At 58.6% G+C, this 21,470-nt stretch carries 19 protein-coding genes; 13 read left to right on the plus strand and 6 right to left on the minus strand.

What is annotated here, in order from left to right:
• Window positions 1-25 precede the first annotated feature (25 nt).
• Genes DSCA_RS02470 through mqnC form a run of 5 tightly spaced genes read left to right on the plus strand, consistent with a single transcriptional unit; the run spans window position 26 to window position 5,435 of the window.
• Window positions 26-604, plus strand: coding sequence for a UbiX family flavin prenyltransferase (locus DSCA_RS02470; RefSeq protein ID WP_167527563.1), 579 nt, complete (start codon window positions 26-28; stop codon window positions 602-604).
• Window positions 601-2,382 (plus strand): UbiD family decarboxylase, encoded by a 1,782-nt coding sequence (locus DSCA_RS02475; protein WP_167527564.1) that lies wholly within the window; start codon window positions 601-603, stop codon window positions 2,380-2,382. The genes DSCA_RS02470 and DSCA_RS02475 overlap by 4 nt, the downstream gene beginning before the upstream one ends.
• Window positions 2,383-2,436: 54 nt before the next feature.
• Entirely contained in the window at window positions 2,437-3,519 is a 1,083-nt protein-coding gene (locus tag DSCA_RS02480; protein ID WP_155314925.1) for a radical SAM protein, read from the plus strand.
• Entirely contained in the window at window positions 3,516-4,304 is a 789-nt protein-coding gene (locus tag DSCA_RS02485) for an MqnA/MqnD/SBP family protein (RefSeq protein ID WP_155314926.1), read from the plus strand. Before DSCA_RS02480 ends, DSCA_RS02485 begins: the two co-directional genes overlap by 4 nt.
• A gap of 24 nt (window positions 4,305-4,328) precedes the next feature.
• The gene (mqnC, locus tag DSCA_RS02490) at window positions 4,329-5,435 is read left to right on the plus strand and encodes a cyclic dehypoxanthinyl futalosine synthase (RefSeq protein WP_155314927.1); all 1,107 of its coding nucleotides are present in this window, start codon (window positions 4,329-4,331) and stop codon (window positions 5,433-5,435) included.
• 272 nt (window positions 5,436-5,707) lie between these two features.
• Here the strand turns inward: mqnC and DSCA_RS02495 are convergent, their stop codons facing one another.
• The 3 genes from DSCA_RS02495 to recJ form a co-directional block, all read right to left on the minus strand.
• Window positions 5,708-6,706 (minus strand): ribonuclease Z, encoded by a 999-nt coding sequence (locus DSCA_RS02495; RefSeq protein WP_155314928.1) that lies wholly within the window; start codon window positions 6,704-6,706, stop codon window positions 5,708-5,710.
• Between the two features lie 8 nt (window positions 6,707-6,714).
• The gene (locus tag DSCA_RS02500) at window positions 6,715-7,134 is read right to left on the minus strand and encodes a hypothetical protein (RefSeq protein WP_155314929.1); all 420 of its coding nucleotides are present in this window, start codon (window positions 7,132-7,134) and stop codon (window positions 6,715-6,717) included.
• Window positions 7,135-7,293: 159 nt separating this feature from the next.
• Complete coding sequence (recJ, locus tag DSCA_RS02505) at window positions 7,294-9,018, minus strand: single-stranded-DNA-specific exonuclease RecJ (protein WP_167527565.1); 1,725 nt, start codon at window positions 9,016-9,018, stop codon at window positions 7,294-7,296.
• 188 nt (window positions 9,019-9,206) lie between these two features.
• Between recJ and miaB the strand changes: the two genes are divergently transcribed.
• Entirely contained in the window at window positions 9,207-10,934 is a 1,728-nt protein-coding gene (gene miaB / locus DSCA_RS02510; protein WP_155314931.1) for a tRNA (N6-isopentenyl adenosine(37)-C2)-methylthiotransferase MiaB, read from the plus strand.
• Window positions 10,924-11,418: a bifunctional nuclease family protein gene (locus DSCA_RS02515; RefSeq protein WP_155314932.1), complete on the plus strand. Its 495-nt coding sequence runs from the start codon at window positions 10,924-10,926 to the stop codon at window positions 11,416-11,418. Before miaB ends, DSCA_RS02515 begins: the two co-directional genes overlap by 11 nt.
• Window positions 11,419-11,595: 177 nt before the next feature.
• Here the strand turns inward: DSCA_RS02515 and DSCA_RS02520 are convergent, their stop codons facing one another.
• Both DSCA_RS02520 and DSCA_RS02525 read right to left on the minus strand, forming a co-directional pair.
• Window positions 11,596-12,795, minus strand: a complete 1,200-nt coding sequence (locus DSCA_RS02520; RefSeq protein WP_155314933.1) for an aminopeptidase — start codon at window positions 12,793-12,795, stop codon at window positions 11,596-11,598.
• Between the two features lie 17 nt (window positions 12,796-12,812).
• Window positions 12,813-13,064, minus strand: a complete 252-nt coding sequence (locus tag DSCA_RS02525; RefSeq protein WP_155314934.1) for a cytoplasmic protein — start codon at window positions 13,062-13,064, stop codon at window positions 12,813-12,815.
• A 347-nt stretch (window positions 13,065-13,411) separates the two neighbouring features.
• On the opposite strand from DSCA_RS02525, the gene DSCA_RS02530 reads away from it, so the two are divergent.
• From DSCA_RS02530 to DSCA_RS02555, 6 genes are all read left to right on the plus strand, one after another.
• Window positions 13,412-14,101, plus strand: a complete 690-nt coding sequence (locus tag DSCA_RS02530; protein ID WP_155314935.1) for a LysM peptidoglycan-binding domain-containing protein — start codon at window positions 13,412-13,414, stop codon at window positions 14,099-14,101.
• Window positions 14,102-14,169: 68 nt separating this feature from the next.
• A complete protein-coding gene (locus DSCA_RS02535) occupies window positions 14,170-14,628 on the plus strand; it encodes a hypothetical protein (protein ID WP_155314936.1) in 459 nt (152 codons plus the stop codon).
• Window positions 14,629-14,799: 171 nt separating this feature from the next.
• The gene (locus tag DSCA_RS02540) at window positions 14,800-15,216 is read left to right on the plus strand and encodes a DUF134 domain-containing protein (RefSeq protein WP_155314937.1); all 417 of its coding nucleotides are present in this window, start codon (window positions 14,800-14,802) and stop codon (window positions 15,214-15,216) included.
• Window positions 15,217-15,328: 112 nt separating this feature from the next.
• Entirely contained in the window at window positions 15,329-16,174 is an 846-nt protein-coding gene (locus tag DSCA_RS02545) for an Mrp/NBP35 family ATP-binding protein (RefSeq protein WP_231716358.1), read from the plus strand.
• Window positions 16,175-16,658: 484 nt separating this feature from the next.
• Entirely contained in the window at window positions 16,659-18,989 is a 2,331-nt protein-coding gene (locus DSCA_RS02550; RefSeq protein WP_167527566.1) for a DUF294 nucleotidyltransferase-like domain-containing protein, read from the plus strand.
• 61 nt (window positions 18,990-19,050) lie between these two features.
• A complete protein-coding gene (locus DSCA_RS02555; RefSeq protein WP_167527567.1) occupies window positions 19,051-20,391 on the plus strand; it encodes a LuxR C-terminal-related transcriptional regulator in 1,341 nt (446 codons plus the stop codon).
• Window positions 20,392-20,522: 131 nt separating this feature from the next.
• Here the strand turns inward: DSCA_RS02555 and DSCA_RS02560 are convergent, their stop codons facing one another.
• Window positions 20,523-21,299 (minus strand): prepilin peptidase, encoded by a 777-nt coding sequence (locus tag DSCA_RS02560; RefSeq protein WP_155314940.1) that lies wholly within the window; start codon window positions 21,297-21,299, stop codon window positions 20,523-20,525.
• Window positions 21,300-21,470: the final 171 nt, after the last annotated feature.

The following is a 21,470-nucleotide window of genomic DNA, read 5'->3' on the forward strand; positions in this document are numbered from 1 at the left end:
CCGGGGAAACGAAAGGATGAGCAACATGGCCGCATCACCGGGTGCACATTTGATTCTTGGGGTCACCGGGGCTTCGGGCATGCACGCCTCGCGTCTGCTGGTGGAAAAATCCAGCTGGCCCATAGACCTGGTCACCAGTCGGTGGGGCCGGGAGGTTGCCGGCACCGAGATCGGCGGTATCGACGCCATTGAAGCGAAAGCGGCCCGGGTATTTGCACCGGACGACCTATACGCACCGCTGTCGTCCGGGTCGGTGCCGTCCGCCGGGATGGTGGTGCTGCCCTGTTCGGCGCACACCCTGGCCCAGATGGCGGCCGGTCTGGGGGACAGCCTGATCACCCGGGCGGCCCACTGCCAGATGAAAGAACGCCGGCCCCTGATCGTCTGCCTGCGCGAAGCACCGCTGACCCTGATCGACCTGGAAAATGCCCGGCGGATCGCCGCGGCCGGTGCCGTGATCATGCCCATGTGCCCACCCTTTTTCATGTTTGCCGGATCCGATCCCCAATCGGTGTCCATGGATGCCCTCCTGGAGGCCTTCGTTGATCGGGTGCTGGCCCTGGTGGGCCAGCAAGCGGCCCGCACCTGGGAGGACGTCCGTTGAGTTTTATCGACCTGCGCGACTTTCTGGCCCATCTGGAGAAAGCAGGGGACCTGGCCCGCATCCGGGTGCCCGTGGACGCCGACCAGGAGATGACCATCATCCAGCACCGGGCCATGGCGGCCGGGGGGCCGGCGCTTCTTTTTGAAAATGTGGTCGGCTCCCCTTATCGCGTGGTCACCAGTCTGTTCGGCACCCGCCGACGGACCGACCTGGCTTTCGGCGGCGATCCGGCCGCACTGGGTCAGCGGGTGCTGCGCCTCTCCAGAACCCTGATGCCGCCGAGCGTCAAAGGCATGGTCAGGGCCCGGCGCGATCTGCTGGCCCTTTCAACCGCACGCATGCGCAAGGTGGGCAACGGTCCGATCATGGACACCGTGGCCGACCCGCCCGATTTGAATCGGCTGCCGGTGCTTACCTGCTGGCCCGATGACGGCGGGCCCTTTTTCACCCTTCCGCTGGTGCACACCACCGATCCGGACAACGGGTCGGGCAATCTGGGCATCTATCGGCTGCAGCGATTCGATGGCCGCAGTACCGGCATGCACTGGCAGATCGAAAAAGGCGGCGGCTTCCACTTTCACCGGGCCTCGTCCATGAACCGGCCCCTGCCGGTGAGCGTGATTCTCGGCGGTCCGCCGTCGCTGATCGCCGCGGCCGTGACCGCGCTGCCCGAAGGGATTGACGAACGGCTGCTGGCGGCCTACATGATGAACCGGCCCCTGGACGTCATCCACCGCAGTGCCACCGGCCACCGGGTGCCTGCCCGGGCCGAATTCATTCTCGAAGGCACCGTGACCCCCGGCGACATGCAATGGGAGGGGCCTTTCGGCGATCACTTCGGCCACTACTCCCATGCGGCGGACTACCCGGTGTTCCGGGTCCGTCGGGTACTGGCACGCAAGGACGCCATTTTTCCGGCCACGGTGGTCGGCAAACCGGTTCAGGAGGATTTCTACATGGGGGAGGCCATCCAGGAGATGACCCTGCCCCTGCTGAAAATCATCCGACCGGCGGTTGCCGACCTGTGGGCTTACCCGGAAACGGGTTTTCACGCCCTGGCGGTGATGTCGGTGGACGAACGGTATCCCCGAGAGGCGCTCAAGCACACCCTGGGGATGCTGGGAGAGGGCCAGGTATCGTTGACCAAGGTGATGATCACCGTAGACCGCCGGGTGAATGTGCGGGACATGGCGGCGGTGAGCCACGCCTTGTGGCGGCACCTGGATGCACGGTCCGGTATTCACCTGCTGGCGCCCACGGCCCAGGATACCCTGGACTTCACCGGACCGGCCATGAACACCGGCAGCCGCCTGATTCTCATGGCCACCGGGGGGGATGGCCGACCCCTTCGGGGCGAACCGCCCCGGCATGTTCCCGCGCCGGCCGACCTGCATCCGCACGTGCGCGACACGGCCGCCCTCGGCCCCGCCTTTCTGATGGTTCAGGTGAAGGCGGCCTGCCGGGACATCGCGCCTCTTCGCCGGCAGCTGCGGCACCACCGGTCAGCCAGGGATTACCTGTTTCATATCATCGTCTCCGACGATGTCCCCCTGACGGATCGAACCCTCATGCTGTGGGGCTGGTTTACCCGTTTCGACCCGCTGGCGGATCTTTATCCGGCCGGTCGGACCGTTGTCGGCAACCGGCTGATTTTCGATTTTCCCATTACCATTGACGCCCGCTGGAAAACAGGGTATCCCAAGCCCGTTGAATTTGATCCGGACGTTGAAAAGCGGGTGGACCGGATGTGGAAGACGCTCGGCCTGCCTGATTGCTGAACCAGAAAAGCCCGGCCGTTCAAGGGGCGGTTGGACCGATAGGAACCCTCTGCCATGGGCAACCTGATATTTGAGCAGGCGCTGGAAAAAGGATCCCGCTGTGAGCGGCTCACGCGCGCAGAGGCTTACCGCCTGGCCGATGCGATCACTCCGGACCGGCTTCACCGGTTGGGAGCGGCGGCGCTGGAAAACCGTCAACGACGGTTTGGACGGCGGGCCACATATGTGTTCAACCTGCAGATCAACCCCTCGAACATCTGCGGCAGCGGATGCACCTTCTGCAATTACGCCGCCTCAAAAAACGCCCCCCATGCCTATGTGCTGGAAGAACCGGAAATTTTCGAGAAGGTGCAGCGCCTCGGGCCCACCGAAGCCCACATTGTCGGCGGGTTGAACCAGATCTGGAACTACCGGCGCAACCTGGAACTGGTGCGGTCCCTGCGTTCCCGGTTTGCGGGATTGCATATCAAGGCGTACACGGCCGTGGAGATCGACTATTTTGCCCAAACCGCCGGCTTGTCCACATCGACGGTGCTGGACCAGCTCAAGGAGGCCGGCATGGACGCCATGCCCGGCGGCGGCGCGGAGATCTTTTCCGATCGGCTCTACCGGCAGCACTGGAAAAACAAGACCAGCCCCGAAGGCTGGGTCCGCATTCACCAGCTGGCCCACGGCAAGGGAATCCCCACCAACGCCACCATGCTGTTCGGGTTTGGCGATACCTGGGACGAGCGCATCGAGCACCTGCTGATTCTCAGGCGGGCCCAGGACGTGTCCGGCGGTTTTGCCTGTTTTATTCCCCTGCCTTTTCAGCCGGGCAGCGGTCACTTCATCGAAGACGGCCCCACGCCGCTGGAAACCCTCGCGGTGCTGGCCATCTCGCGGCTGGTGCTGGACAATATCCCCCATTTGAAATCCTACTGGCCCATGACCGGTCTTGAAACCGGGGCGGCCGGATTGAGCTGGGGGGCCGACGACATGGACGGCACCATCAGCGAAGAGAGAATTGCCCATCTGGCCGGTGCCGCCACGCCGGTAGGCCTGGCACGGAACAAGATGGTGGACACCATCAGTACGGCCGGATTCGTCCCCGTTGAGCGGGACGGGTTGTTCTCCCCTAAAGGAGAAGGGCAATGACCGTCCCGGTGGCCATGATACCCTATACCAACATGGCCCCTTACCGGCAGCTGGGTGAACCCGAGGGGTGCCGGTTTGTGCCGATGGTTCCCAGGGCGAGCATTGCGGCGCTGCTTTCGGGGGACGTGGCCGCGGCCGCCGTGCCGGTCGGCGGACTGAACGCCCTGGACGGCGTGGTGGAAACGGTGGGACGCTTCGGCATTGCCGCCGATGGCGACGTCATGAGCGTGCTCCTTTTCTCACGCCTTCCCTTTGACGCGATGCATCGTCCACAGACCATCCGTATCACCGGAGAGACGGCCTCCAGCGTCCGGCTGCTGTATCTGCTGCTGGGGCAATGCCACGGGTTCGACAGGCTCCCTTACCTGGCCGCCGACGGCCAGGTGCCGGACGGTGAACTTCTGATCGGTGACCGGGCGCTGGTCAGGGGCCAGGCGGCCGGCGGCGCAGGATCGATTTACATCACTGATCTTTCCCGCCGGTGGCGAGACATCCACGGGCTTCCCTTTGTCTTTGCCCGCTGGGTGGTGAGAAAAGATGCCCCCGGGCCGGTCAAATCGGCCATCGCCCGCTGGCTTGACGAATTCATGGATCGCGAGGCATCCCTCGTGGAACAGGCCGTACCGGCGGCCGCCGCCGCACTCGACCTCGCTCCCGACATCGTCCGGCGCTACTTTTCCGTCATCCGCCGGTGCCTCGGCGACCGGGACATCCAAGGGCAGGAACTGTTTTTCAGGACCATCGGGCGGCTTGGCCGGTCACCCCTTTTCCGAACCGCTCCATGAGATGAACGATGCGAGAATACGACCATGACAACAGCCATGACATTGCCGGAGACATCTGAACGATACGATCGCAGGCAGGCACTGGAACTGCTTGCCGATCTGCCCATGGGAGAGTTGATGGCCCTGGCGCACCGGGAGCGGGTTCGCCGTTTTCCAGGGAAAACGGTGACCTTTGTTGTGGACACCAATCCCAATTACACCAACGTCTGTGCCACCGGATGTGCCTTTTGTGCGTTTTTCCGGCAGCCCGGGGATGCGGACGCCTATCTGCTCGACCCCCGTGAGGTGGCCCAAAGGGTGAAAATCGCCGCCGATAAAGGGGCCACCACCGTACTGCTGCAAGGCGGCCATCATCCCCGGGTCGGCCTGAAAGACTGGCAGGCCTACATCGAAGCCATTCACAGCGCCTGTCCGCAGGTGCATATCCATCCGTTCAGCCCGGCGGAAATCGCCTTCATGGCAGAGAAGACGCACTGCCCGGTTTCCGAGGTGCTTCAGGCACTCTGGGACGCCGGCATTCGCACCATCCCCGGCGGAGGGGCAGAAATTCTCACCGAATCGGTCCGCAGGGTCATCGCTCCCCGGAAAGCCGGCACGGAGCAATGGCTCGACGTTTGTGAACAGGCCCATCGTATCGGATTCAAAACCACCGCCACCATGATGTACGGTCATGTGGAGACCGACGGCGACATCATCGCGCATCTCCTCCGGTTGCGGGAACTCCAGGACCGTACCCAAGGATTCACCAGTTTTATCCCCTGGTCCTTCAAGCCGGGCCAAAGCCCCCTGGCCAGGCGGGTGAAACACCCCGTGCACCCGGCCAGATACGTGCGGATCATCGCCGTGGCCCGCCTGGTGCTGGACAATTTCCCCCACATCCAGAGTTCCTGGTTTTCAGAGAATATTCCGGCCGGGCAACTCGGGCTTCTGGCAGGCGCCGATGACTTCGGGGGCGTGCTGGTGGAAGAGCATGTGCACAGGGAGGCCGGGCACGACCGCCAGGCCACGGTGGCGAATGTGGTGACCATCATTCGCCGGGCCGGTTTCATCCCTGCAAGAAGGGACTCCCATTATCGGATTCGGGAAACCTTCGACCCGCCGGTGACGGTCGGCACCGGCGGCGGGGCCTGATTGCAGCAAATCAAACCTCGGGTTATGTGCGAGCGGCACGAAGCGGTCCGGACCGATCCGGCGAGACATTCAATCCGCGAACGATTTTTCGAACAGCGAACATCGAACGTCCAATGCCGAAGGATGTGATCGCTTCGCTCCGTCGTTTGATAAAAAACGAGTTCATTGGCTGCCGCTAGTGAAGGGTGGTTTGAACACAGATTTTTGGGCCGGCGAGAAATTTTTCCCGAGCCGCCATCTATACTGGTGGAAGGGTTCCCGGCCGGTTGCGCCTATCCGCGGAATGCTTCTTCCGCTTCCATTTCCAACATCTCCGGACAGTCCGAATAGCGCGGGGAATAGTGAAACAGGCTGTATTGCTTCACCCGGCAGGCCCGGGCCAGTCGGCCGGCCTGGCGGGCCGTGAGGTGATTTTTCCGGCGGGCGATATCCCGGTCGTTGTCGGAAAAGGCCGCCTCCACGAACAGATGGTCCGCGCCTTGGGCCAGCGCGACCATTTTTTTCATGTTTTCGGGGGTTCCTGCCGCATCGGCAATGTACGCCAGGCGCTGCCCCGGTGAAACGCGGGCGATGGCCGCTTTCAGCGCTCCCAGGGACATGCCTTCCAGAGACGGCCCGGCCGTTGCCGGTATCCTGACGATCGTGTCCGGATTGGCGCCTTCGTACAGCAGGGCCTTGAATCGGTTCAGCCAGGGGCCCGGTGGCACCCGCAGGCGATCCAGCGCCGACTTGATGATATTGATGCGAAAACGTTCGTCCAGACGGAACGCGAGGACGGGCGTTCCGTGGTCAAGGTGAACGGCCCGCACGGTCAGGGCCGGTTCCCTTAACGCAATGCCGTCAAAGGGGGACTCCCGGATGCCGCCATCGGCCAGAAAACCGGTCTGGCAGGGGTATTGGCACGAGAGGGCGCGGTCCGGATGAATTTCGGTGGCATGCAGGGTGAATCGGTTGGCGTAGCCTTCAACAAGGTTCCAGCAGTAACCGGCCAGTTTGCCCGACAGGTTGGCCAGAAATCCCCGGGGCCCGTAAAGGAAGAGATCCTTGTCCCGGCCCAGCAGTATGCGCAGCACGCGGTCAAAGCCTGCAAAATGGTCCATATGCGTGTGGGTAATGAAAATATGGCTGATTTTGAGGATGTCGCGGGGGGCCAGGGCAGTGATATCTCCCAGATCGAACAGCAGGGCCCGATGCTGGTGGCGGAAGGGGACAAACAGGGCCGGATCGTCAAAGGGGCCGTTGACCAGACGCGGAAGGAAACTCGGGCCCATGCAGCGGCTCAGGGCAGGATCTGGGCCACCTGCTTATGAATACACAGGTAGATATCCGCATCCGAGCCGAAAATGTCCACAACGGATTTATGGTTGATGAGCTTTTCTATAACGAATGCGGTGAGGTACAGGCTGACCACATTGGGTTGCTGGACCAGGTTCCGGAAAGGCGCAATCTGATAGTCCACGTCGAACTCGTCAGCATGGGAGAGGGTTTCCAGACACTGGACGAGCTGCTCTTCCAGCGCATTTTTATTGTTGGTCTCCACAAGGTGTTCTTCCACCAGCTTCATGGCAATGGGACTGGCAAACCGGGCCGGGTCCTCCCTGACCATATTGATGGCAAGCCGCCGAGCATGTTCTTTGGAAGACTCGATTCTGGACAGAATGCTGGATTCGCGGTTGCTGGGTCTAAACACTTTTGCCATGGCTGGTCACCTGTTGTTAATGGATTGGTTACGCGCTTTCTCAGTAATCTTTATAAATAAGATATTCAGGGCAATGCAAGTAAAAAAGGGGCATGTCGATTTAAAAAATCGACGCCCGCGGGGGACGGGCAGCACCGGCTGCACGCCACCGAACCGGCGTCAGGATTCCGGGGCGAGATCTTCGACCATCAGCTGGAGGCGTTTTCTCCCCTTCCAGTAATTCCACTGTGGGCGATAGGCAATTTTTTCCAACCGGTTGGATGGCATCGGGCCGCCGGTAATATTGAACTGGATGGCCGGAAGCGTGTCTCCGGTGCCGGTTCCGCACTCCAGGACCATACGGCGATGGCGGTCACCGACCGGTTTGCAGGCGTGAACCCGAACCCCGGTATCCATAAACAGGGGGTAGGGGTTGCCCTGGCCGAATGGACCGAGCCGCTCCAGGCTGGCCATCAGCGCCGGGGTGACCTGCCCGAGGGGGACCCGGGCGTCTATCGACAGCTTCGGTTCGACATCCTGATCGGTCATCATCCGGCCTACAATCGTTTCCAGCCGGTCCTTGAATGCCTTCGTGTTGGCGGATTTGAGGGACAGCCCGGCGGCCAGGGGATGCCCGCCGAAACGATCCAGGAGATCCCTGCACTGCTCGAGCGCCGCGGACAGATCGATACCGTCAATGCTGCGGCCCGATCCCTTGCTCGTGCCGTTTCGGGAACTGATGACCACGGCGGGGCGATTGAATTGCCGGACGAGCCGGGCCGCGACGATGCCCAGAATGCCCTCGTGCCAGCGGTCGCCATCGACCACCAGAACCGACCGGTCCAACCGGCCGGGAAAGGACGTCAGCCGGTCCATGATGGACTCCAGCAGTTGGTTTTCCATGGTTTGCCGCCGGCTGTTGAGCCGGCAAAGGGCTCTGGCCAGGCGGGCGGCTTTTGGCCGGCTGTCGGCCAGCAGCAGTTCGCAGGCCATCCGCGCGTGGGCCAGACGGCCGGCCGCATTGAGACGGGGCGCCAGCTTGAAGGCGATGGATTCGGCGTCGACCGGTGTGCCCGGCGAACCGCTCATGCGCATCAATGCGTCGATACCGGGCCGTGCGTGCCGGTTGATCTGTTGAAGGCCGGCTGCGGTCAGGGTCCGGTTTTCACCGATCAGGGGGACGACATCGGCGACGGTGCCCAGCGCCACCAGATCACACAGCCTTTTCAGGTTCGGCTCCCTGCGGTGTTTCCAGAAACCCGCTGTCCTCAAATGGGTTCGCAGGGCGATGACCAGGTAAAAAGCGACCCCCACACCGGCCAGGGGCGCCAGATTCGACCGGCTGTCTTCCCGTTGGGGATTGACGACGGCGAGGGCCGCATCGGGCAGTTGGATGACGGGATGATGATCGGTGACGATGGTATGGATGCCGGCTTTGCGGGCCAGGGTGATGGCCTCGCCGCTGCCGGACCCGCAGTCGGCGGTAATGATCAGGTCCGTGCCGGTGGCCATGGCCCGGGTCCTGATGAAATCGGCTCCCAGACCATAGCCGTCGGCAATCCGATGGGGGATGTAATAGCTGACCCGTGCACCGCAGCGTCTGAGAAAGGCGACCAGCAGGGCGGTGGCGGTAATGCCGTCCGCATCGTAATCGCCGTACACGAGGATTTTCTGGCCCGCTGCCAGCCCCCGGTGGATTCGACGGACGGCGGCCTCCATACCGGGCAGTTCCTGTGGCGGCGTCAGGCTGCTCAGGGACGGATTCATAAAACGGCTGGCCTCTTCACCGGATCCCACGCCGCGAATGGCCAGAAGCCTTGCAATCAATGGGCTGCAGCCGAGCTGGCGAGACAGGGTGCGAACGGTTTCCGGGCGTGGATTGTGAATCTGCCATTGTTTTTTCATAGATGGGGCATATCTTATTAATCTTGCGTGAACAAGAACGAAAGCGCGTGGCTTGTTTCGAAGCCGGCCGGCTGGCCCCACGGCAAGAACAGACCTTGTGATGGAGGTGACGCCGGCCCCTGATGAAGACCGGCATCCTGCCGGCCAGATTCGGGTTGTCAACGGGAAAGTACAGGTGATAGAGGACATTGGAAACCACGAAGCGATGCTTCCGTGTGGACCGGCGGCAGATCAGCTATGTCAAATTCATTCTGGAGGCCTATGACAACGTGGCCGTCATGTCCACCCTGGATTCCCGTGAGGCCGTGATTCAGGTCACGATCGCTCCGGGCTGCGAAACCATGGTGGACGGCATCATTCAGGGCCTGGCCGGCGAAATCGGCGTGATGCCGGTAGAAGGTGCACCGGCGGCCGGCATGTCTGGTAAACAGGCAATCCGGATGCCGGACAAAATGAAACAGGTGGAAATTGAACCGAAGGGGTCGCTATTCCAAATGAAGGAGAAACTGCTTTATATCAGTACCATCGGCTGTCAGATGAACGTTTACGACGCCAATCAGATCGCCGGTGTACTGGCACCGATGGGATATACCGGAACCGACACCATCGAATCGGCGGACATGGTGATTGTCAACACCTGCACGATTCGTGAAAAAGCCGAGCAGAAAGCCTTCAGTTTTCTCGGGCGGCTGGCCAAAATCAAATCCGCCAACCCGTCGCTGATCGTTGCGGTGGGGGGGTGCGTGGCCCAGCAGGAAGGCGATGCCATTTTAAAACGTATGCCTCACGTGGATCTGGTGTTCGGGACCCATGCCATCTTCCGGCTGCCGGAGATGGTCCGGCGTATCGAGTCGTCCCGGTGCCGCATCGTCGACGTGCGCATGTCGGACACCATTGAATTCGATGCCCCGGTGGACGGCCCGCTGACCGACGGTCAGATTTCCGCATTCGTCACCATCATGCGCGGCTGCGACAACTACTGCACCTATTGTGTGGTGCCCCACGTTCGCGGACGGGAGGCCAGCCGCCATCCGGACCGCATCCTCGAAGAGATCCGGATGCGGGTGGACCGGGGCGTGCGTGAAGTGACCCTGCTGGGGCAAAATGTCAACAGCTACGGTAACAAGGAAGGTTTATGCAGCTTTTCCGAATTGCTGGCGCGGGTGAACGGCATCGAGGACCTGGGCCGTATCCGTTTTACCACCTCGCACCCCAAGGACCTTTCCGATGAGCTGATTGACGCGTTCGGCCGTCTGGAGAAGCTTTGCCACCACATGCACCTGCCGGTTCAGTCCGGCGACGATGAAATATTGAAACGCATGAACCGCAGATACACCCGCAGCGCTTACCTCGAGAAGATCGACCGGCTCAGGGCGGTATGCCCCGACATTGCCGTGACTTCGGATTTCATCGTGGGGTTTCCCGGTGAAACGGACCGCCAGTTTCAGGCCACCCTGGACCTGATCGAAACCGTCCGCTATGACGGGGTCTTCGCCTTTATGTACTCGGATCGACCCAATGCCCCGGCCACCGCCTTTTCCGGCAAAATCGACGAACCCACCAAAAAGCGGCGCCTGCAGGCGCTCCTGGATCTTCAGGGACGCATCACACGGGAGAAGCACCAGGCCATGGTCGGGCAGATCCGCCGTATTCTGGTGGAGGGGCCCGGCCGGGAGATGGAATCCGGGGACGCGGACATGGCATCCTCCCGGGTGCAATGGACCGGCCGCTCCTCATCGAACCACATCATTCATTTTGCCGTGCCGGAGGCCCAGCGGGATAAGAAAGAACTGTTGACAGGGGCATTTGCGGATATCATGATAGAAGGTGCTTACGCCCACTCGCTGAGGGGGCGCTTGATAGACGGTCCGATAATGGCCACACCGGGAAAAGGAGAAACCAGCGTTGCTGCATAAGGTAAATATTGCGGGTCTGGCCATGGATCCGGCTTCCAACACGCCCATCATTCTTCTGAAAACCGAGGACGGGGACAAGACCCTGCCCATCTGGATCGGACTGCTGGAGGCAACCTCCATTGCCTCCGCGCTTCAGGAAATCCAGTTTGATCGCCCCATGACCCATGACCTGTTCAAAAACCTGGCCCAGGTGCTCAATGTGCATATCAGCCGGATCGACATCTGTGACCTGAAGGACAACACCTTTTTCGCAGAAATCCATTTTGAATCCGAAGAGCGTTCGTTTACCATGGATGCCCGCCCCAGCGATGCCATTGCGCTGGCACTGCGTTACCACGCCCCCATTTTCGTCGATGAACGCGTCATGGAGAAATCTAAGGTCGGCAAATCCGGAGAGGCGCTGGACGACAGCGAAGAGGGAAAGAAGTGGGCCGACTATCTCGAAAAACTGTCCCCCGAGGATTTTGGAAAGTACAAAGTCTGACCGTCCCGTAAAAAGTCCGATATCTGCGTCAGGCTTCATCCCTCGCCACTGCGGCGTTGCCTACGCAGGCCTCTTATCATTTCTCGGAATTCGCAAGCCTTGATCTCGAACTGTTTACGAAACTGTTTGAAAACCGCTTTCCCCGACTCGCGCCGGCAGGTCCTCCCGGCGCGGAATTCAATAGGTAAAACACCCGTTCTCGTATACGGTCGTCCGCTGACCGTCCGCCAGGTGTGCCACCACCCGTTTTTTTTCCGTGTTGACCAGGTCCCAGTGTAGCGCCGAGTCGTTAAACCCCAGTCGTGTTTTTTCCGCCCTGGTGAGCGACTGCACATCTCCGCTGAAGGTGTCCGCGTAGCTGGCCCCAAGGGCCACATGACAATTCCCCCAGCGGCCGCCGAAATTTTCATCGAAAAGGGTATTGGCCATGAACCGGTTGATTTTGGAAAAACGCCGATCCGTCAATGAAAATTCGCCCAGCCGGGAGGCGCCGCGGTCCATCTTCAGCTGCTTTTTGACGAACGCGGCGCCGGATTCGGATGAGACCGCCACCGCCACCCCTTTTTCAAAAGTCAGCTTCACGCCTTTGACCAGGTTCCCGCTGCGGTACGACGGCTGATCGGCAAAATACACACCGCTGGTTCCCCGCCAGTCCGGGGAGACAAACAGTTCGAAGCTGGGGATGTTGTGCCCCGAGATCCCGATCCATTGCCGCTGCTCGCCCGGGGTGATCTTCAGGTCGACGTTGGCCGACTCCACGTGGTAGTATTTCACCGACATGCTGTTCAACCAGCGTTTTATCCGGGCGGCATTCCTGAATACTTCTTTCCAGTGCACCACGGGTTCACGGCGGTTGAGGTAACAGGCGCTGACGATCTGCTTGGCGTAGTCCTCATGGGACAGGCCGGCGTGGTGGGCCAGTTCAGGGGTGGGGAGCATACACAGGGTCCAGCCGAAGAGACCGGCCTGCTCGCGTTCTTCGAGAATATCCCGCAAAAACTTTTTGGCCAGGGTGAACCGGCTGATCTTCTTGGGGTCGATGGCGCTCAAATGGGTAAGGGACGCCGGGGCGTGGAGGAAAATGGAACCATTGAGGCTGCGGTACAGTTCCGCTTCGCCGGGCGGGTCGAAAACCAGTTGGCGGCGATTGGCCAGGCCGAAGAAATTTTTTTCCATTTCCGGGGTCGGGTTCATGCGGCGTACCGGGTTCATCCCCATTTCCAGAAGCCGGCGCTCAAGAATCTCCGCCAGGCGAATCGCATCGAGGTTAAAGCGCACCAGGATCACATCCCCTTTTTTGTAGGGCCTGCTCCTGGCGGTACGGAGCCCCCACAGCAAGACCTCGGCGTATCTTTTCAGTTGCGTATCGGTGAGCATGTGATCTCCCTCGGGTTTCAGTGGTTGTCCTTTAGAAAATAGCGGTGGTATTCCGGTTCAGAGAGGTGTTTTCGCAGCAGTCCGGAAAGCAGGTCAAAAATGGATTGTCGTTCTTCGTCGGTAAGCCGCTTTCGCAGCAGGGCCATCAACTGATCGTCGGAAAATTTCTGCAGGTAGTAGATTACGGTATCCATGTCGGATTCCCGGTTGAGGCCGAACCCGATAAAGCCTTCGAATTCCTCGATAAATCGGTGCGCATGTGCTGCCATGGTGTTTCCTGCCGGTTGTGTTGAAAGATGGGCGTACAATAGTTGAAAATACCGGAGAGGTCAACTCGGGCGGAACGCCAGGACCGGCCGGCCCACGCCCGCGGGCAGCGAATGGGCCGGGCCGCATCCCTGACGGATGGCAGCGGCAGGATCGTCAATGCATCCGGCCCCGCGCCTCAGGGGATACCGCGCCAGTCGTCCGCATGCGCGCTGCAATTGCGCCTGCCATGACAAACCGCGGAATTGGGGTTGATGTCAAATGCCCTTTTGGTTTATAGAGAGGTAAATTCATTGGGCATTTATAAACCCCTCACAATCGGATCAACGGATGCGGCGGAGGCACGGGCATGAAGTGGAAGGATGACGGCAGTGGAAAAGATGTAAATCCCGATGGGAGCGATCCCTATTACGAAGATGACGGCTACGCCGCTTTCAAGGAAAAAGGGATTCAAAAAAAAGGGATTTTATCTGGTAATCCGGTTCGTTACCTCTACTGGGGATTGGGTATCGCCGTCGTTGCCGGCGTCGTACTGCTGGTGATGCTGCTGTTTTCCAACATCAACGAACCCGCAGACCTGGCACGAATCAACGAACTTGAACAGAAAATCGAGAGCCTGGAGAAGCGTCTGGAAAAAATTGACGGGGTGGATGAGAAAGTGACCCGGATCTGGGAGCAGGCCAAGTCTTTTGAGAAGTTCAAAACCCGGTTCGATCGATCGGAAGCGTCCATGTCGCTGAGAATGGACCACCTGGCCATGAGCCTGGATGCCCTGCAAAAGAAAACCGATGAAACCTTGAAGAGGGTCGACCTCATCGAAAAGGCGCCCGCACCGGTCAGCCCGCCGCCGGTCAAGCAAACAGCGGTCAAAAAACCTTCGTCGCCAAAAGTCCATACCGTGGCGGCCGGCGATACCCTTTACAACATCAGCCGGCGCTATGATCTTTCTGTGGAAGAACTGAGAGCCATCAACAAATTGAAAAAAGGGGCGGTGCTTCATGTGGGACAGACGCTCATGGTGAGTCGCCCGGGAGATTGAGAGACCTGGCCGGTTTGGCCGGTTGTCCTGCGGCGCCCTTAAACCCAGACGGAGAAACAGAACCTTCCATGAATGACTATTTTGCCCGTTTCAGCGAATCCCCCGCCAGCTTCAAGAAAAGTTTTTACATGTTGGTCGTGGCCTGGATCTGCCATCCGGTTTTCATCTATTCCATATTCTGGGCCAGGGACGCGGTTGCCGGATCGGATAAAGATATCATGAAGATGGCCATTGTCAGCATCTGCCTGTGCTTTCTGCTTTTCCTGATCAAGAAATGGGCCCGTGCCCTTGTGGTCGTTGGGAACGCCTTTATCCTCATCAACGACTTTTTTTATTTTTTTATTACTTCGCAGCATACGATTTCAACCATCCTTTGCGTGACGGTGGTGTTGTTTACCATTATGGGGACCTATTGGCTTTTCGTGAAAGACTCCCGTGATTATTTCACCCGCGTCAATCCGAAACAGGAACCGCCTGAAACCCCGGGGACGGGGACCGGGCCATCGCACCGCCGTCCATCGAAATGACAAGACATTGCCGATTGTTCCCGCCTGGCAGAGAATCGGTTTCGCCGTGCTGCGCCCGACTGCCAGTGCCGTCCGGTGGCTGATCCGAAGGCAGCCGGGAGAATTGGCTTGACAATGGAGGGCGGAAAGATTAACAGCTCATAATCGAGCATATGCTATATTGGAGGGCTCATGGGAAGACCCAGAAAAGACAGACTCGTCGCATTCAATCCTAAAATCAGCTTTTTCAAGCCACGGGGCATCCCCATGGTTGACCTTGCCGAGGTGTGCATTACTGTGGATGAACGGGAAGCACTCCGGCTTGCCGACCTGGACGGGTTGTCCCATGAAGATTCCGGGCAATGCATGGGTGTGTCGCGGGCGACTTTCGGTCGAATTCTCCACAAGGCGAGACAGACCGTCGCCGATGCGCTGATTAACGGAAAAGCCATTAAAGTCGATGGCGGTAACTACAAAATGGTTGATGAAAAACGCCAGTTCTTATGCCGAAAATGCCACCATCAGTGGGATGAACCACTGGGTACCGGTCGGCCGGAATCCTGCCCGGAGTGCGGACAGGATGACTTCCACCGTTTTCTGGGACAGTAGACGACCGAACCGGTTCGACAGCAGTTTTGGGTCGGCCGCATTCCTGAAGCATCCGGCGGGTGCCGGGGCAAGAAGCGGCTGTCAATGGGCTGGCCTGACTTGGAGATGAAACATGGTAGAAATTCAAAGCAGCATGGAAACCGCGAAACAGCAGGCCAACCCGCAGGCTCAGCGAGACGCCGAGGTCAAGGGAACGCTGGGCCGCATCAAGCATAAATTCATTATCATGAGCGGGAAGGGCGGTGTCGGTAAAACCAGCACCTCCGTAAACCTTTCCCTGGCCCTGGCCGCATTGGGCCACCAGGTGGGAATCATGGATGTGGATCTTCATGGTCCCGATGTTCCCCGGATGCTGGGACTGGCGGGCATGCTCGACCTGGGACCCAACCGGAAACTCAACCCCATGCGGTATTCGGAAAACCTGGGTGCCGTTTCCATCGAGTCCCTGACGCCAACCAAGGACGAGGCCATCATCTGGCGCGGGCCGGTCAAATTTTCCGCCATCCAGCAGTTTATCGGCGACGTGGAATGGGGGAATCTGGACTTTCTGCTCATCGACGCCCCTCCGGGAACCGGCGATGAACCATTGACGGTTGCCCAGACCATTCCCGATGCCAAAGCCATCATTGTCACCACGCCTCAGGAGGTTTCCCTGGCAGATGTCAGGAAATCCATTAATTTCTGCAAGGTTGTCAAGATGGAGATATTCGGGCTCATCGAGAACATGAGCGGATTTGCCTGTCCCCACTGTCAGTCGGTTATTGACCTGTTTGGCTCCGGGGGCGGTGAAAAAACGGCTGTTTCAGCAGGCATTCCTTTTCTGGGAAGGATTCCCTTCGACCAGAAAATGGTGGAATGCGGAGACGCCGGGGTCTCCTATCAGAAACAGCACAAAGACACCCCGGTGTCCGATGCATTCAGGGACGTGGCCCAGAAAATGGCCCTTCTGCTGAGCTAAGGCCCCCATCGATTCAACTGGCCATTCCGGCTTTTTGCACCTGTCCGGCCGCAACGCCGGCCGGACGGTCCTGCACCCCCTGTCGAGGGGGTGCTGCAACCCGCATTCGACATGGAATCCGGTGCCATCTGAACCCGAACGGTTGATGGTGCCGGAATGGCATCTTCGGTCAATCGCTTCGTTCCTTCTCCCTTCCCTTCAGTCTCCCGGATGGCCGGGACATTTTCCTCACGGCCTTGCGCCACTGCCGTTACAACGGACGGTGGCCGCTGACCACGGTGCCGGACCGGGGTCGCCAGGTGGCCCCGGAGTTGTATAACATACTTGAATAAAATGATATCACGGTCAGCCGGAAGTTGACATGGACGCGTGTTGATGCTTTAATTACCCATGTTTTCGACCGGTGATCCAAGACGTGGTCCTTGTAAACAACCGCACCCGCACATTCCGGAACCCTTTACCTTTTCCCAAAGGAATGACCCCAATGAAGACGAACATCCTTCGCTTTCTTTCGGCCATGCCGCATTTCTCATTTCTCACAAAGGATGAGCTGGACATTGTGGTGTCCAGGGCCGTCGTGGTTCGTCTGTCCAAAGGGCAGCAGGTTGCCGTCCAGGGAGAGACGCGGATCGAAAGGGTGCTGGTGGTCATGAAGGGACAGCTTTCCCTTTACCGGGACGAACAGGGGCAGCAGAAACTGACCGGATACATAAAAAAAGGAGAAGTGTTCGGAGGCATCACGGTGATGCTCAATGCGGGCATCAGCCTGCGGACGACGAAAGCGGACACCGATGTGGATGCCATCAGCATCCCGGATACCGTGATCATGGAGGCGTGCACCCGAAACAAGGCCTTTTACGAATACTTTCTGGACAATTTCAGTCACAACATATTTGATAAATCACTGGAGTCGATTACCAGGGCCGGGCAATCGCGTCTTTTTCTGTCCGGCATCGATCCGTTCACTTTTCTGCCGGAAGAAGAAATTGCCCATGCCGCCGGATCGCTCTCCCGCGTTTCGTACCCGAAGGGAACCGTCCTGTTCGTTCAGGGAAAGACCCGCGTGGGCTACCTCTACATGCTCCAATCCGGAGCTGCTGAACGCTATTACGAAGAAAACGGCGAAAAAAAGATGCGGGGGATCTTGTCCGAAGGGGATATTTACGGCGGAATTTCCATGCTCTTGAATGACGGCCTGTCCGTTCGAACCATGGAAGTGATCGAAGATTCCACCTTTTGTGTTCTGCCCAGCCAGGTGTTTTATGATATTTGCCGGAAACACAGTTCGTTTTCCGATTTTTTTTCAGACACTTTTGGAAAACGGATGCTCAGCCGATCCTATGCGGCGATCATTGCAAAAACCCTTCACCCCAAAGAAGACAGCCTCCAGTTTTTCAATCAGCCCCTGTCCCAGATCTACTCACGGAATCCGGTGTTCTGCGATGCCGATGCGAGCATCCGGGAGACCGCCATCATCATGTCGCGCCAGAAGAGCAGTTATGCATTCATCCGATCGGCAAACCCGGCGAAGGTCGGGATCGTCACCGAAAAAGATTTTTCCCGCAAGGTGATTGCTCGCGGCTATCCCATTGACAATCCGGTGGCGGATATCATGTCGGCGCCCCTGCGGTCGATATCGGAAAAAGCCCTGGTGTTCGAGGCAATGATGACCATGATGGAGGAAGATTTTCAGCATGTGGGCGTCGTGGATGGCGGCGATAACATCATTGGCATGCTGTCCACCAAGGATATACTGGCATACCAGGGACAGAGCCCGCTGTTTCTGCTTCGGGAGATTCAGATCGCATCCGGGATGGATAAAATTATCGAAAAACACGACCAGTTGGCCGGCCTGGTGCGCAGTCTGATCCACAACGGCGCCACCGCCAGAAACGTCACCCGTTTTATCACCACCGTGTCCGATTCCATTCTGAACAAGCTCATGTCCATGACCCTCGATGAAATGGGGCCGCCGCCGGTTCCGTTTGTGTTTATGATCATGGGCAGCGAAGGCCGGCAGGAGCAGACCCTGAAGACCGACCAGGACAATGCCATCGTCTATCGGGATCCTGAACCGGCCGTCGCCGAGGCGGTGGGCCGCTATTTCCGGAAATTCGGTGACATCGCCTGCACCCTTTTGAACCAGGCCGGTTATGATTTCTGCACGGGGGATGTCATGGCCAAAAACCCGCATTGGTGCCAGCCGCTGTCCAGATGGAAGACCTACTTCAGCGAATGGATTCACGCCGCCGAAGCCGAGGACCTGCTTCAGGCCAGTATCTTCTTCGATTTCCGACGGGGGTTCGGTGAAGGCTCGTTAATCGAGGAATTGCGAACGCATCTGTTCGCATCCCTCGACGGGTGGTCCGGATTTTTCCGGCACCTGACTGAAAATGCCCTTAATTTCAAACCGCCCCTCGGTTTTTTCCGCAACTTTGTGGTGGAGTCCAAGGGCCGGCATCGCAATGCCTTCGACATCAAAAGCGCCATGACCCCGATTGTCGACTTTGCCCGGGTGTTTGCACTTAAAAACGGTATTGAAGAAACCAACACACTGGAACGGCTTGACCAGCTCAGGATCAGGAAAATTATTTCTGTGAAGGAATATGAGGAAATGGAAAAAGCATACAGCTTTCTCATGCAGCTGCGGTTTGTACGGCAGATCACGGCGGTGATGGACGATAATTCAAAGCCGGACAACTACATCAATCCAAAAAAACTCACCCACATCGAACAGACCATGTTAAAGGAGATCTTCAAGCGGGTGGAGAAATTTCAGGCCAAAATGAATTTTGAATTTATCGGCATCGCCTGACCGGCGATGCCGGATTGGCGAGATCGTGCAGATCGGTGAAGACATGGCAACGGAAAAGAAAATGAGTCGAGACGAACTGGTGGCGCGGATACAAAAGCTGGAAGCCAAGAACCGGGAACTTGCCCGGGTGCTGTCCAGGCGAAACGAAGATTACGACGCCTTGTGTAAAATGACGCAGCTTGTTGCCGATAACGCTCCGGACATGATCTGGGCCAAGGATATGGACAACTGCTTCCTGTTTGCCAACCGGGCCCTGTGCGACCGGTTGCTCATGTGCAAGAGCACCGAAGCCGTGGTCGGTAAAAATGACGTATATTTTGCCGATCTTGAACGGGCCAACGGCCAGCACCACACGTTTGGTGAGGTCTGTGTAAATTCGGACGAGATCGTAAAAAAAAAGAAAAAAGCCATGCGGTTTGTGGAAGATGGCCAGGTCCGGGGGCAGTATCTTGTTCTGGACGTCCACAAGGCGCCGCTGCTGGACGAATCCGGCCGGATGGTCGGTACCGTCGGCTGCGGGCGCGACATCACGCACGAGCGGCAGATCCGCAAAGACCTGAAAAAAAGCCGGGCCAGCCAGAAACTGCTAATGGAGACCGCCTCCGACTTCGCGGTTTTTCGCCTTATGGTGAACACGTCCCGCCCACGGGGCCTGAAAGTCGTTTTTGTCAGCCCTTCGGCAAAAGATATCGCCGGCATTACCCGGCCCATGCAAACCGAACGATGGTTTCAGATTCACGCGGACGACCGCAAAGCCACGCGCTACGCCTATGTCAGGGGATTCCGCGAATTCAAATTCAATCACCGGTTCCGGATCTTCCATCCCGTTCTTGCCAGTTGGCGCTGGATGCATGTCATCGCCACCGGTGTCCGGCAGGCCCGGGAATGCTATATCAACGGCATCTTTTTCGATATCACCGAACAGATGGAAAGCAACGCGGCGCTGGCCGCCAAAGGCCGTGAACTGGAGACCCGGACGGACAACCTTTCCGAGGTGAACACGGCCCTCAAGGTGCTGCTGAAAAAACGGGATGAAGACCGCAAGGCTCTTGAGGAAAAGGTGCTGTACAACGTTAAATCCCTCATCCGCCCCTACCTGAACAAAATGAAACGCAGCGGGCTGGACGCCAAGCAGAAGGCCTATCTCGAGATAATGGAATCCAACCTCAACGAGATCGTTTCGCCGCTGAGCCGTAAGCTTTCCTACGACTACCTGGGGTTCACGCCCACCGAAATCAAGGTCGCCACCATGGTCAAACAGGGGAAAAAGGCCCGGGAGATCGCTCGCCTGCTCGGAATTTCCACCCGGACGGTTGAAGGGTATCGCTATGCCATCCGCGATCGTCTCGGCATCAAAGGTAAAAAGGTGAATCTGCGGACCTACCTGCTCACCATCCGATAGCCGGCGGGAATTGGAATGAAGACGGTGCCGGCGGCTGATGACCGGGCTCGGAGGACCGCCGGGTCCGGGGGGCGGGAATTCGAAAAAGCGGTTTTGCCGCGGCGTCTGCCCGGCCTGTGAATGGATGGCCCCTAACGAAGCATATGGAGATACCAGTAGATGAGGTCCCGGCCGAAAAACAGGTAAATGGTTGCCCCCGTTGCCAGAAAGGGGCCGAAGGGAATGGCCAGCCGCATGCCCTTTCCGGACTGGATCATGGCCCATACGCCAACGATGGTGCCGATGGCCGACGCGGCGAAAAGGGTGAACAGAATACCCTGCCAACCGACCATGGCGCCGATCATGGCCAGCAGTTTGATATCCCCGCCCCCCATGCCCTCTCTCCCGGTGATCAGCTGGTACCCCCAGGCCACGGCCAGCAGGCTTCCGCCACCGGCCAGGATGCCGATTGCGCTGGAACGCCAGGTCATGGTGGGGACAAGCAGGGCGGCCAGAAAAAAAATCGGAATCCCCGGCAGTGAAATCGAGTCCGGAATAATGCGGTGGTCAAGGTCGATAAAGGTGACCGTGATCAGCGTGGCGATAAAAGCGAAGGCCACCAGCGCATGCAGCGTGGCCCCGAATGACAGCACGCAGGCCATGGCGAAGCATCCGCCCAGAAATTCGACAAACGGGTAACGGATCGCAATGGGTGTTTTACAGTTGCGGCATTTTCCCATGAGCAGCAGATAGCTGAGGATCGGGATGTTGTCGTAAAAAGGAATCATCGTTTTGCAGCGCGGGCAGCTAGACCCCGGATGAACGATGGACAAGCCGGCAGGAATGCGGTAGATGCACACGTTCAAGAAACTGCCGATACAGGCACCAAGGATAAAAGCCACGATGTTTACGGGTAGGGAGGGTGTCATGTCAGTCCGGTTTTTGTGTTGGGCGGCAGGACCCGAGCCTGGCCGAAACCATGGGTAAAACGATGGTCGGAACTCGGTGCCCCCGCCGAAGAAACCCACTCGGGTTTTATCATCTACGGCTTCTTAAAAGAACCGGCGGGCCATTGTCAAAGAAAAATTAAGTCTTATTTT

This window comes from Desulfosarcina alkanivorans, assembly GCF_009688945.1.
GTDB classification, from domain to species: domain Bacteria; phylum Desulfobacterota; class Desulfobacteria; order Desulfobacterales; family Desulfosarcinaceae; genus Desulfosarcina; species Desulfosarcina alkanivorans.

What these genes read in the sequence shown, in the direction of transcription:
- DSCA_RS02470 (WP_167527563.1), top strand. Translation starts at nt 26, where the DNA reads ATGGCCGCATCACCGGGTGCACATTTGATTCTTGGGGTCACCGGGGCT.
- DSCA_RS02480 (WP_155314925.1), top strand. Translation starts at nt 2,437, where the DNA reads ATGGGCAACCTGATATTTGAGCAGGCGCTGGAAAAAGGATCCCGCTGT.
- DSCA_RS02485 (WP_155314926.1), top strand. Translation starts at nt 3,516, where the DNA reads ATGACCGTCCCGGTGGCCATGATACCCTATACCAACATGGCCCCTTAC.
- mqnC (WP_155314927.1), top strand. Translation starts at nt 4,329, where the DNA reads ATGACAACAGCCATGACATTGCCGGAGACATCTGAACGATACGATCGC.
- DSCA_RS02495 (WP_155314928.1), bottom strand. Translation starts at nt 6,706, where the DNA reads ATGGGCCCGAGTTTCCTTCCGCGTCTGGTCAACGGCCCCTTTGACGAT.
- DSCA_RS02500 (WP_155314929.1), bottom strand. Translation starts at nt 7,134, where the DNA reads ATGGCAAAAGTGTTTAGACCCAGCAACCGCGAATCCAGCATTCTGTCC.
- recJ (WP_167527565.1), bottom strand. Translation starts at nt 9,018, where the DNA reads ATGAAAAAACAATGGCAGATTCACAATCCACGCCCGGAAACCGTTCGC.
- DSCA_RS02520 (WP_155314933.1), bottom strand. Translation starts at nt 12,795, where the DNA reads ATGCTCACCGATACGCAACTGAAAAGATACGCCGAGGTCTTGCTGTGG.
- DSCA_RS02525 (WP_155314934.1), bottom strand. Translation starts at nt 13,064, where the DNA reads ATGGCAGCACATGCGCACCGATTTATCGAGGAATTCGAAGGCTTTATC.
- DSCA_RS02530 (WP_155314935.1), top strand. Translation starts at nt 13,412, where the DNA reads ATGAAGTGGAAGGATGACGGCAGTGGAAAAGATGTAAATCCCGATGGG.
- DSCA_RS02535 (WP_155314936.1), top strand. Translation starts at nt 14,170, where the DNA reads ATGAATGACTATTTTGCCCGTTTCAGCGAATCCCCCGCCAGCTTCAAG.
- DSCA_RS02540 (WP_155314937.1), top strand. Translation starts at nt 14,800, where the DNA reads ATGGGAAGACCCAGAAAAGACAGACTCGTCGCATTCAATCCTAAAATC.
- DSCA_RS02545 (WP_231716358.1), top strand. Translation starts at nt 15,329, where the DNA reads ATGGTAGAAATTCAAAGCAGCATGGAAACCGCGAAACAGCAGGCCAAC.
- DSCA_RS02550 (WP_167527566.1), top strand. Translation starts at nt 16,659, where the DNA reads ATGAAGACGAACATCCTTCGCTTTCTTTCGGCCATGCCGCATTTCTCA.
- DSCA_RS02555 (WP_167527567.1), top strand. Translation starts at nt 19,051, where the DNA reads ATGAGTCGAGACGAACTGGTGGCGCGGATACAAAAGCTGGAAGCCAAG.
- DSCA_RS02560 (WP_155314940.1), bottom strand. Translation starts at nt 21,299, where the DNA reads ATGACACCCTCCCTACCCGTAAACATCGTGGCTTTTATCCTTGGTGCC.